Origin of the sequence: Pseudomonas sp. SWI44, from assembly GCF_002947915.1 — a bacterium.
Taxonomy (GTDB): domain Bacteria; phylum Pseudomonadota; class Gammaproteobacteria; order Pseudomonadales; family Pseudomonadaceae; genus Aquipseudomonas; species Aquipseudomonas taiwanensis.
The window spans coordinates 1,316,482-1,328,336 of the sequence record NZ_CP026674.1; the positions used below are offsets into that span (position 1 = coordinate 1,316,482).

The 11,855-nt window shown below is 62.4% G+C and carries 8 protein-coding genes; 6 read left to right on the forward strand and 2 right to left on the reverse strand.

Features of this window, described 5'->3' with window-relative positions; genetic code table 11:
* Positions 1-74 precede the first annotated feature (74 nt).
* The 3 genes from C4Q26_RS06390 (at position 75) to C4Q26_RS06400 (ending at position 4,617) form a co-directional block, all read left to right on the forward strand.
* The gene (locus tag C4Q26_RS06390; RefSeq protein ID WP_104882894.1) at positions 75-3,200 is read left to right on the forward strand and encodes a transglycosylase domain-containing protein; all 3,126 of its coding nucleotides are present in this window, start codon (positions 75-77) and stop codon (positions 3,198-3,200) included.
* Between the two features lie 119 nt (positions 3,201-3,319).
* Positions 3,320-3,862, forward strand: a complete 543-nt coding sequence (locus C4Q26_RS06395) for a PadR family transcriptional regulator (RefSeq protein ID WP_023378994.1) — start codon at positions 3,320-3,322, stop codon at positions 3,860-3,862.
* A complete protein-coding gene (locus tag C4Q26_RS06400) occupies positions 3,859-4,617 on the forward strand; it encodes a siderophore-interacting protein (RefSeq protein WP_023378993.1) in 759 nt (252 codons plus the stop codon). Before C4Q26_RS06395 ends, C4Q26_RS06400 begins: the two co-directional genes overlap by 4 nt.
* 69 nt (positions 4,618-4,686) lie before the next feature.
* Here the strand turns inward: C4Q26_RS06400 and C4Q26_RS06405 are convergent, their stop codons facing one another.
* Together C4Q26_RS06405 and C4Q26_RS06410 are read right to left on the reverse strand one after the other, a co-directional pair.
* Complete coding sequence (locus C4Q26_RS06405) at positions 4,687-5,328, reverse strand: Pr6Pr family membrane protein (RefSeq protein WP_023378992.1); 642 nt, start codon at positions 5,326-5,328, stop codon at positions 4,687-4,689.
* A gap of 1 nt (position 5,329) precedes the next feature.
* The gene (locus C4Q26_RS06410; protein ID WP_023378991.1) at positions 5,330-5,551 is read right to left on the reverse strand and encodes a VF530 family DNA-binding protein; all 222 of its coding nucleotides are present in this window, start codon (positions 5,549-5,551) and stop codon (positions 5,330-5,332) included.
* A gap of 155 nt (positions 5,552-5,706) precedes the next feature.
* Between C4Q26_RS06410 and C4Q26_RS06415 the strand changes: the two genes are divergently transcribed.
* The 3 genes from C4Q26_RS06415 (at position 5,707) to C4Q26_RS06425 (ending at position 11,779) form a co-directional block, all read left to right on the forward strand.
* Positions 5,707-7,749: a TonB-dependent receptor gene (locus C4Q26_RS06415; protein WP_104882895.1), complete on the forward strand. Its 2,043-nt coding sequence runs from the start codon at positions 5,707-5,709 to the stop codon at positions 7,747-7,749.
* Between the two features lie 240 nt (positions 7,750-7,989).
* Entirely contained in the window at positions 7,990-9,324 is a 1,335-nt protein-coding gene (locus tag C4Q26_RS06420) for a carbohydrate porin (RefSeq protein WP_104882896.1), read from the forward strand.
* Between the two features lie 43 nt (positions 9,325-9,367).
* Complete coding sequence (locus tag C4Q26_RS06425; RefSeq protein WP_023378988.1) at positions 9,368-11,779, forward strand: glucose/quinate/shikimate family membrane-bound PQQ-dependent dehydrogenase; 2,412 nt, start codon at positions 9,368-9,370, stop codon at positions 11,777-11,779.
* Positions 11,780-11,855: the final 76 nt, after the last annotated feature.

The window sequence follows — 11,855 nt, forward strand, 5'->3', positions numbered from 1 at the left end:
AATTTTTCACCTGACTCGGCCAACGTCTAAGCTTCAGGCAAGCAATACGAAAAAACCTGGCCGGATTGAAGACTATGGGCGCACTGTGGCAATCGGAACCAACCAGAACGGAAGCACCCGAGACACCTCTGGCCGAGACGCCACAGCCCAAGCCCCCACGTCAGCGTCGGCTGTTGTGGCGGTTGATCCTGCTGATCCTGCTGGTGGCGCTCGTGGCCATCGGCTTCGCCGCCTATGACGAGTTCCGCACCTCGAACTTGCAGTCCCGGGAGTTCAGCAAGCTGGCCGCCACACTTACCTACTCGCTGCAACCGGGGCCCAGTGACGCCATCGTCTATCCCGGTGAAGGCCCGTTCGACAAACGCCTGGGCTATAGCGCGCTGGGCGAGTTCCTGCCACGCCTGCTCAAGCGCGACTACCTGATCAGCGAGCAAGTACGGTTCTCGCCGGCGCTGATGAACTATGTCGATCATGGCTTGTTCGCGCCCTATATCGAGAAGATCCAGGCGGGCCTGTCGATCACCGACTGTCGCGGCGACACGCTGTACCAGTACAACTACCCGCAACACCTGTACCCGGACTTCAGTTCGATCCCTCCGGTCATCGTCAACAGCCTGCTGTTCATCGAGAACCGCGACCTGCTCGATGCCAAGGACCCTCGCAACAACCCAGCAGTGGACTGGCCACGCTTCGCCAAGGCGGCCTACAGCCAGGTGGCCAAGTACCTGGCCCTGCCAGGGCAGTCGGCCGGTGGCAGTACCCTGGCGACCCAGTTGGAAAAATACAGGCACTCCCCCGATGGCCTGACCGTCTCCGGCGCCGAGAAAATCCGCCAGATGATTTCCGCCAGCGTGCGGGCCTACCAAGGCGGCCCGGACACCACCGAGGCCCGCCAGCGCATCGTGCGCGACTACCTCAACAGCGTGCCGCTGTCGGCGGTCCCTGGCCATGGCGAGGTCCACGGCATGGCGGAGGGCCTGCGGGTTTGGTACGGCGCCGATTTCGACCAGGTGAATCAGGCCCTGAGCGCTACGGCAAGTGACCCGGACAGCATGGCCGCGCGCGGCCTGGCCCTGCGCCAGGTGCTGTCGTTGATGATCGCCCAGCGCCGTCCGTCCCATTACCTGTCCAAGGGTCGGGTCGAACTGGCCGAACTGACCGACTCCCACATTCGCCTGCTGGCGGCCAACGGCGTGGTCGACAAAAAGACCGCCGATGCCGCACTGGCCAGCAAGGCTGTGTACCGCGACTGGGTGGCGCAACCGACCATCGTGCCGATCATCACCAACAAGGGTATCAGCCTGGCACGCAACCGCCTCGCAGCCATGCTCAACCGGCCGCTGTATGATCTGGACCGCCTCGACCTGTCGGCCACCAGCACGCTGCAGGCCGACCTGCAGATGCAAGCCAGCCAGTACCTGAAGAATCTCTCCGACCCTGAATTCGCCGCGCAGATCGGCCTGATCGGCGAGCGCCTGCTGACCTCCAAGACCACCGACCAAGTGCGCTACAGCTTCACGCTGTTCGAACGCACAGCCGACGGATCGCGGGTTCGGGTGCAGACCGACAGCACCGACCAGCCGTTCGATATCAACGAGGGCAGCAAGCTGGAACTGGGCTCCACAGCCAAGCTTCGTGTGCTCACTACCTATCTGGAAATCATCGCCGAACTGCACGACAAATACGCCGGCAAACCTGCCGCCGAGCTGAAGAAAGTCGAGGTCGCGGAGCTCGACCGCATCACCCAGTGGTCGCTGGAATGGCTGATGCTCAACGCCAAGAACCAGAGCCTCGATGCCATGCTCGACGCAGCGCTTGAGCGCAAGTATTCGGCCAACACCGGCGAAGCGTTCTTCACCGGCGGCGGCATGCATGTGTTCAACAACTTCCGCAAGGAAGACAACAGCCGCAACCCCACCCTCAAGGAAGCGCTGCGCGAATCAATCAACCTGCCGTTCATCCGCCTGATGCGCGACCTGGTGCGGTACGTGACCTATCAGCAGCCGTTCAACCGCGTGGCGCTGCTCAAGGATGACGCCGACCCACGGCGCCAGGAATACCTGGCCCGCTTCGCCGACAAGGAAGGCACCAACTACCTGATGCGTTTCTGGAAGAAATACCAGCGCAAGACCTCGCAACAACGCCTGGACACATTCCTCGACAGCATGCGTATCACCCCTCAGCGCCTGGCCGCGGTGCATCGCTACCTGTTCCCTGAAGCCGGCCAGGAAACCTTCAATGCCTTCGTCCGCGCTCACAGCAAGGAAGACAAGAAAGCCCTCGCCAAGCTCACCGACAGTCGCCTGGTGGAGATGTACGAGGCCTACGGCCCCGGCAAGTACGATCTGCCCGACCAAGGCTTTATTGCCAAGGTCCACCCACTGGACCTGTGGCTGCTGGGTTACCTGCTGAAGAACCCCAGCGCAACGCCCACCGAAATGGCCAATGCCAGCCGTTTCGAGCGCCAGGAAGTGTATGGCTGGCTGTTCAAGAGCCGTCATCAGGGCGCCCGCGACAGCCGCATTCGCACCATGGTCGAAATCGAGGCTTTCCTCGACATTCATCAACGCTGGAAACGCGTGGGTTACCCGTTCGATCACCTCGTCCCGTCGCTGGCCACCGCCATCGGCAGCTCCGGCGACCGTCCTGCGGCGCTCTCGGAGCTGGTCGGCATCATCCAGAACGATGGCGTGCGGCTGCCGACCTTGCGTATCGATACCCTGCACTTCGCCGCCAACACGCCCTATGAAACCAAGCTGATCAGCGACCCGGACCGGGGGCAGCGGATCTTGCCAGTCGAGGTTGCGCGCGCACTCAAAGGGGCCATGTCCCAGGTAGTGGACGCCGGTACCGCGCGGCGTATCTCCGGCAGTTTCAAACTGCATGACGGCACCCCGCTGGTGATGGGGGGCAAGACCGGCACCGGCGACAACCGGATCGAGAGCTTCGGCGCGGGTGGTCGGCTGATCGGTTCCCGTTCGTTGAACAGAACCGCGACCTTCGTGTTCTTCCTTGGCGATAACCACTTCGGCACGCTCACCGCCTTCGTGCCGGGGCGTTCGGCGGAAGCATTCAAATTCACCTCGGCCTTGCCGGTACAGGTGCTCAAGGGCATGGCACCAATTCTCATGCCCTACCTGGAGCCAGGTAACCCGAACGAGTGCAAACCGCCACAAGTGGCGATGCAGGGCCAAAACTGAGGGTGTTGTAGCGGATTGATCGAAGCTTTAGATGATAATCATCCGCATTTTTCGTCTTGTCTTTAGATATATCTTGAGTAATATCTTGCGATATATCTAAACAGACGGAGCCACCTTCCATGCGCGACCCTGCTGCCCATGACCCTTTCGAGCGCCGCCCCGGCCGGGGCGAACGCGGCCCTCGGGTGTTCGCGCCCGGTGATCTCAAACTGCTGATGCTGTCGATGCTGGCCGAGCAGCCTGGCCACGGCTATGACCTCATCCGCCAGATCGAAAGCCTGTTCGACGGCAACTACACCCCTAGCCCAGGCGTGATCTACCCCACCCTCAACTTCCTTGAAGAAGCCGAGCTGATCAGCGGCCAGGTCGAAGGCAGCAAACGCCTGTACGTCATCACCGAAGCGGGCCGCAACGCCCTGAGCGAGCAGGCCATTGCCCTGGACGGCGTGCGCATGCGCATCGAAGTCAGCAAGCGCGCCCTGCGCGGGCATGACCGTCCACCCGAGATTCACGAAGCCGTCGGCAACCTGCGTCATGCCCTGCACATGCACAGTGGCCGCTGGACTGCCGAAGAGATCGAACGCGTGCGCAACCTGCTCAACGACACGGCCAAGGCCATCGCCTCGGGGCCAGCCGACCCCGTTACGGAGAACCATCCATGAGTGACACCATTCACCGCGTCAACCACCAGATTCGCCAGCGCCGCCTGCACGTGCTGCGGGTGGCCGACCTGACCCCACGCATGCGCCGAATCACCCTCGGCGGCCAGGAGTTGCAAGGTTTCACCAGCCTCGGCAGCGATGACCATATCAAGTTGCTGTTCGCCGAAACCGCCGAACAGCAGCAGGCCATCGACGCTCGCAATCTCGGGCGGGACGGGGGCGTCAGGCCTACCATGCGCGAGTACACGCCACGACGCATCGACCTGGTCAACAACGAACTGGACATCGACTTCGTCCTGCATGGCGATGGTCCTGCCTCGACCTGGGCCGCACAGGCAGCCCCAGGACAGACACTGGACATCGCCGGCCCACGTGCCTCGATGGTGGTACCAGACATCTTCGACAGCTACCTGCTGATCGGCGATGAAACTGCCATTCCCGCCATAGGCCGCCGATTGGAAGAACTGCCAGCGGGTCGCAAAGTGCTGGCGGTCGTCCAGATCGAAGACGATCAGGAGCGCCAGCCCCTGGAGAGCAAGGCCCAGCTGGAAATAATCTGGGTGCACCGAAATGAAGATCTGCTCGCCCGAATCGAAGCACTGGGCTTGCCTGAGGGCGACTTGTACAGCTGGGTCGCATTGGAGAAATCGCTGACCCGCCAGGTCAAGGCGTTGTTGCTGGAAAAAGGCGTCAAGGAAAGTGCATTGAAGGCCGCCGCCTACTGGCGTGCCGATGGAACTGCCGACGACGAGTGATGAGTATCGAGCCAGCTCCTGCGGGTGCCACGCGGTACCTGCCGGAGCCAGCTTGCTGGCGATGATGCCCTACACCGACGCAGGCACTCGCCGCCCCCGCCATCGGTCCAGGCCGAGCAGCACCAGGCCAATGCCCCAGAATCCTGCCAACACTCCCAACGCATTCAACATGACCTGCCTGTAACCCAAGCTGGCCACGTCAATGAATGGATAGGGGTAGACGCCGATTTCATTGCCCCGCCACAAGGCATAGGCGAAGTAGGCTGCCGGGTACAGTGCCCAGGCCGCCAGATGCCGAAGCCGCAAGCGCCCCTTGGGCACCTCGCACCACCAATACAGGACGAACAGCAGCGGCATGACGTCGTGCAGCAACTCGTCCGCCAACCATTGCCAACCCTCGGGCTGCCACAGATGGCGCAGTAGCAGGCTGTAGGCGATCGCCACCAGCACGATACTGGCCGCCACCGCGGAACTTATCGAGGGTGACAGAAAGAAACGCTTGGCACCTGAATCACGGCCAAAGGCTGCATAGCTGAGCACCGTCGCCACCAAGGTGTTGGTCAGCACCGTGAAATAGCCGAATACATTGACCAGGCCGCCGATCAGGCTGGCCTGCTCCTGCCAGCGCGCCAGCAGTACCAGATGTACCTGAACCGACAGGCCCACCCAGCCCAGCACCGCCGCCAAGGTCAACCAGGGACGACACGGCATGTCAGGCCTGGCGCTGCAATTTCACGTACAACTGTTCGACCTTTTCTCGCGCCCAGGGCGTCTTGCGCAGGAAGGTCAGGCTCGACTTGATGCTCGGGTTGCTTTTGAAACAGCGCACATCCACGCGCTCGGCCAGCCCCTGCCATTGGTAGTGCGCCACCAGCTCGGTGAGGATCTGCTCCAAGGTCTTGCCGTGCAGCGCGTTGTGTTGGGCCGTGCTCATGCCAGTGCTCCAGCGTGGGAAAGATGCGCACCTTACACGAGTGTAGTGGCCAGAGCAGCCCGCACATAACGCTAGCCAGAACAGGCCACTGCATGATCAAATAGAAACGTTATATTATAACAGTAACGTTATCTGCCAAGGACCGTCACATCCCCATGCTGTGCTCACCTTTACGCCTAACCCCCCTCGCCGCCACGCTCTGGCTGGTTTCAACCAGCAGCCATGCCGTTGAACTCGAACCCCAGGTCATCACCGCCAACCCACTGGGCAACCCACAGATGGCAGCCCCTAGCACCATCCTTGAAGGTGACGAACTGCTGCAACAGCAGCACGGCAGCCTCGGTGAAACGCTCAACAAACAACCTGGGGTCGCCTCCACCTGGTTCGGCCCTGGTGCCAGCCGCCCAGTCATTCGCGGCCTCGATGGTGACCGCATCCGCATCCTGCGTAATGGCGTAGGCGCCCTGGATGCCTCGTCGCTGTCCTACGACCACGCCGTACCGCTGGATCCGGTGAACGTCGACCGCATCGAAATCGTCCGCGGCCCCGCTGCCTTGCTGTACGGCGGCAATGCCATCGGCGGCGTGGTCAACACCTTCGACAACCGCATCCCCGCTACCCCCATCGAAGGCATTCATGGCGCGGGTGAACTGCGCTACGGCGGCGCCGATACCACTCGCAGCAGCGCCGGCAAGCTCGAGGCCGGCGACGGGACCTTCGCCTTGCATCTGGATGCCAGCAGCCGACAGTTCAACGACTTGCGCATACCCGGTTATGCACGTAGCTCCAAAGTCCGTGACAGCGACGACCCCGGCAGCCGCCACCGCCTGGAAAACAGCGATGGGCGCCAGGACGGCGGCGCCCTCGGAGGCGCCTACCATTGGGACCACGGTTACACCGGCATGTCCTACAGCCGTTACGACAGCAATTACGGTTCGGTGGCCGAGTCCGGCGTGCGCCTGGATATGAAACAGGATCACTACGGTTTCGAAACCGAAGTCCGTGATCTGGAAGGCCCCTTCAGCTCGATCAAGGTCGATGCCGGCTACACCGACTACGAACACAGCGAGATTGAAGAAGGCGAGGTGCACACCACCTTCAAGAACAAAGGCTACGAAGCGCGGGTCGAGGCCCGCCACCAGCCTATCGGTCCGGTCGAAGGCGTGATCGGCGCGCAAGTCAACCGCAATGAATTCTCCGCACTGGGCGAGGAAGCCTTCGTCCCACATACCGATACTGACAGCCTGGCACTGTTCCTGCTCGAACAATGGCAGGCCAGCGAGCGTCTGAACCTGAGCCTCGGCGCACGCCTCGAGCACACACGAGTCGAGCCGGATGCCAAAGGCAACGACAACTTCGCCAACGCCGACAGCGCCAGCACGTTCAATGCCTGGAGCCTATCGTCGGGTGCGGTGTACCAGCTCGACCCCTACTGGTCGCTGGCCGCGAACCTTGGCTACACCGAACGCGCTCCGACCTTCTACGAGCTGTACGCCAATGGCGCCCATGTGGCCACCGGCGCCTTCGAAGTCGGCGACGCCAATCTGAACAAGGAAAAAGCCATTTCCGCCGACCTGGCCTTGCGCTTCGACAATGGTACCCACAAGGGCAGCGTGGGGGTGTTCTACAGCCACTTCCGCAACTACATCGGCCTGATCGGCACGGGCAATCTGCGTGAAGGCCATGATCACGACCATGGCGACGATGATCATGACCATGACCACGACGAAGGCTTGCCCGAGTACCAGTACCAAGGGGTACGAGCGCGGTTCTACGGCATCGAAGCCCAGGATCGTTGGCAACTGGCCGAGAACCGCTACGGCAATTTGGCCCTGGAATTGTCCGGCGACTACACCCGAGCCAAGAACCTCGACAGTGGCGAACCCCTGCCCCGCATCGCACCACTGCGACTGAACAGCGGCCTGGTGTGGGAACTGGACCGCTGGCAAGCAAGGGTGGATGTACAACATGCGGCAGCGCAACATCGCAAGCCAGCCAATGAAACCCGCACCGATGGCTACACCACCTTGGGCGCGAGCGTCGGCTACCGGTTCGATATCGGGCAGAGTCAGTGGCTGGCATTCGTCCGGGGCGAGAACCTGACGGACCAGACGGTGCGCTACGCCAGTTCGATCCTGCGCGATATCGCACCGGCCCCTGGGCGCAGCGTGGAAGTCGGATTACGCACTTCGTTCTGAGGTCGCGGGGGCGCTTTGCGCCCCTATCGCCGGCAAGCCCGCTCCGGCAGGGCCGGACTGTTGCAAACTCGACAACAATCAACTGCGACAATTTGTCTTTTTTTCTTACAACTTCCTCTATATCCTCCACACCGCAAGCTGAATCGCTTCATCTACCGAACCCTGTCTCCATCCTCATCGAAGGGCCCGCCCTTTGGTGCGCTTGCCGTTTTTTCAATAATCAAAAGATAGCGCTATCTCATGCTCCAACTGCCCAAAAACTGTTACATCGGCCTTGCCCTCACTGCACTCGCGAGCAACGCCTGCGCCAACGACATGTTCGCCAGCGACTCTCCCTGGATGCTCGGTGACTGGGGGGGCACCCGCAGTGAACTGCTGGAAAAAGGCTACGACTTCACCCTCGGCTACACCGGCGAGATGGGCAGCAACCTGCACGGTGGTTACGACCACGACCGCACCGCACGCTACAGCGACCAGTTCACCTTCGCCAGCCATATGGACCTGGAAAAAATCCTCGGCTGGCAAGACACCGAGTTGCAACTGACCCTCACCGAACGCCACGGCGACAACATCAGCAACGACCGTATCAACGACCCACGGGTCGGCGGCTTCACTTCTGCCCAGGAAGTCTGGGGTCGAGGCGAAACCTGGCGGCTGACCCAACTGTGGATCAAGCAGAAATACTTCGACGGTGCTCTGGATGTGAAATTCGGCCGCTTCGGCGAAGGCGAAGACTTCAACAGCTTCCCGTGCGACTTCCAGAACCTGGCGTTCTGCGGCTCGCAGGTGGGCAACTGGGTGGGCGGCATCTGGTACAACTGGCCAGTCAGCCAGTGGGCGCTGCGTGTGCGCTATAACCTCAACAGCGAGTTGTACGCGCAGGTCGGGGTGTTTGAGCAGAACCCTTCCAACCTCGAATCCGGCAACGGCTTCAAGCTCAGCGGCAGCGGCACCCAAGGTGCGGTGATGCCGGTGGAACTGGTGTGGACCCCAAGACTCAATGGCTTTAAAGGGGAATATCGCGCCGGGTACTACTACAGTAATGCCAAGGCTCAGGACGTTCTCAAGGACAGCAACGGCCAGCCGGCAGCCCTGAGCGGCGCCGCCTACCGCAGCCGTTCGAGCAAGCATGGCTTCTGGCTTGGCGCTCAACAGCAGGTGACATCGCTGGCGTCCGACCAGTCACGTGGCCTGAGCCTGTTCGCCAACGCCACCATGCACGACAAGAAGACCAATGCCATCGACAACTATGTTCAGGCAGGACTGGTTTACAAGGGCCCATTCGACGCCCGCGCCAAGGACGACATCGGTTTCGCCCTCGCCCGCGTGCACGTCAATCCCGGCTACCGCAAGAACGCCCGCCTGGCCAACCAGGCCGCCGGCCTCGATGACTATGACAACCCGAATTTCCTGCCTGTACAGGACACCGAGTACAGCGCCGAACTCTACTACGGCATCCACCTGGCCGATTGGCTCACGGTGCGCCCGAACCTGCAGTACATCCGCCATCCGGGCGGGGTGTCGCAGGTCGAGGACGCCCTGATTGGCGGCCTGAAGATCCAAAGCAGTTTCTGATCGACGCATTTGCATCACTTTTTGACCTAACGGAGAACCTACGATGAGCACTGACGGTGCCAAGAACGGAACCCGCTGGCTGCCGCGCCTTCTGGGCGTGCTGCTATTGCTGATGGGCCTGGCCCTGCTGGCAGGCGGCATCAAGCTGAGCCAGCTGGGGGGATCGCTCTATTACCTGATCGCCGGTATCGGCTTCGCCTTGTCCGGCATCCTGCTGCTGGCCAAACGGCGCATCGCCCTGGGGCTATACGGCCTGGTGCTGCTCGGCAGCACGGTGTGGGCCCTGCTGGAAGTCGGCCTGGACTGGTGGCAACTGGTACCACGCCTGGCCATCTGGTTCGCCATTGGCGTGCTTCTGCTGCTGCCGTGGGCCCGCCGCCCCTTGACCGGCCCAGCTTCGAAAGCCAATACCGCCCTGCTCAGCGTCGCGGTCGTGGCCTCTGGTGCCTGCGCCCTGGCCAGCCAGTTTACCCACCCTGGCGAAGTGTTCGGCGAATTGGGCCGCGAGAGCAGCGAAATGGCCAGCGCCGCACCGGACATGCCTGACGGTGAATGGCAGGCCTATGGCCGCACCGAGCATGGCGACCGCTACTCGCCCCTGCGCCAGATCACCCCGCAGAACGTCTATCGCCTGGAGGAGGCCTGGCGTATCCGTACCGGCGACCTGCCGACGGAAAACGACCCTGTTGAGCTGACCAACCAGAACACGCCGCTGAAGGTTAATGGCATGCTCTATGCCTGCACCGCTCACAGCAAGGTCCTGGCCTTGGACCCGGACACTGGCGCGGAAATCTGGCGTTTCGACCCTCAGGTGAAAAGCCCGGTAGGCACCTTCAAGGGCTTTGCCCACATGACCTGCCGTGGCGTTTCGTACTATGACGAAAACCGCTACGTCAGCCGCGACGGCAGCCCTGCGCCGAAAATCTCGGATGCCGGCCAGGCTGTTGCCCAGGCGTGCCCACGCCGCCTCTACCTGCCGACCGCCGACGCCCGTCTGATCGCCATCAACGCCGACAACGGCAAAGTCTGCGAAGGCTTCGCCAACCAGGGCGTGATCGACCTGACCACCGGCATCGGTCCGTTCACCGCTGGCGGCTACTACTCCACGTCGCCTGCAGCCATCACCCGTGACCTGGTGATCATCGGCGGCCACGTGACCGACAACGAGTCGACCAACGAGCCTTCCGGTGTGATTCGCGCCTACGACGTGCACGACGGCCACCTGGTGTGGAACTGGGACAGCAACAACCCGGACGACACCAAGCCATTGGCTCCTGGCAAGACCTACAGCCGCAACTCGGCCAACATGTGGTCGATCGCCAGCGTCGATGAAGACCTGGGCATGATCTACCTGCCGCTGGGCAACCAGACGCCTGACCAATGGGGCGCCAACCGTACCCCAGGCGCCGAGAAGTACAGCGCCGGTATCGTCGCCCTGGACCTGGCCACCGGCAAGGCTCGCTGGAACTACCAGTTCACCCACCACGACCTGTGGGACATGGACGTGGGCAGCCAGCCGACCCTGGTTCACCTTAAAACCAAGGAAGGCGTGAAGCCTGCGGTTATCGTGCCGACCAAGCAGGGCAGCCTGTACGTCCTGGACCGCCGCGACGGCACCCCGATCGTGCCGATCCGCGAGATCCCGGTGCCGCAAGGCGCAGTCAAGGGCGACCACACGGCACCGACCCAGGCGCGTTCGGACCTCAACCTCCTCGGCCCCGAGCTGACCGAACAGGCCATGTGGGGCGCCACCCCGTTCGACCAGATGCTGTGCCGTATCCAGTTCCGTGAGCTGCGCTACGAGGGCCAGTACACCCCACCGTCCGAGCAGGGTTCGCTGGTCTATCCGGGTAACGTCGGTGTGTTCAACTGGGGCAGCGTTTCCGTCGACCCGGTGCGCCAGCTGCTGTTCACTTCGCCGAACTACATGGCCTTCGTCTCAAAGATGGTGCCACGCGAGCAAGTTGCCGCTGGTAGCAAGCGCGAAAGCGAGACCAGCGGCGTGCAGCCGAACACCGGCGCTCCGTATGCCGTGATCATGCACCCGTTCATGTCGCCACTGGGCGTTCCGTGCCAGGCGCCTGCCTGGGGTTATGTAGCCGCCATCGACCTGTTCACCAACAAGGTCGTGTGGAAGCACAAGAACGGCACCACCCGTGACAGCACGCCGATTCCGATCGGCCTGCCGGTAGGCGTGCCGAGCATGGGCGGGTCGATCGTCACCGCTGGCGGCGTCGGCTTCCTCAGCGGCACGCTGGACCAGTACCTGCGCGCCTACGACACCCACAACGGCAAGGAACTGTGGAAGTCCCGCCTGCCAGCAGGTGGCCAGGCCACCCCCATGACCTACACCGGCAAGGACGGCAAGCAGTATGTGCTGGTCACGGCTGGCGGCCATGGCTCGCTGGGCACCAAGATGGGCGATTACATCATCGCTTACAAACTCTCGGAGTAAGCACCACCGCTCCCCCAGGTCCACGCCTGTGGGAGCGGCCTTGTGTCGCGAAAGGGCTGCCCAGCAACCCCGAGGT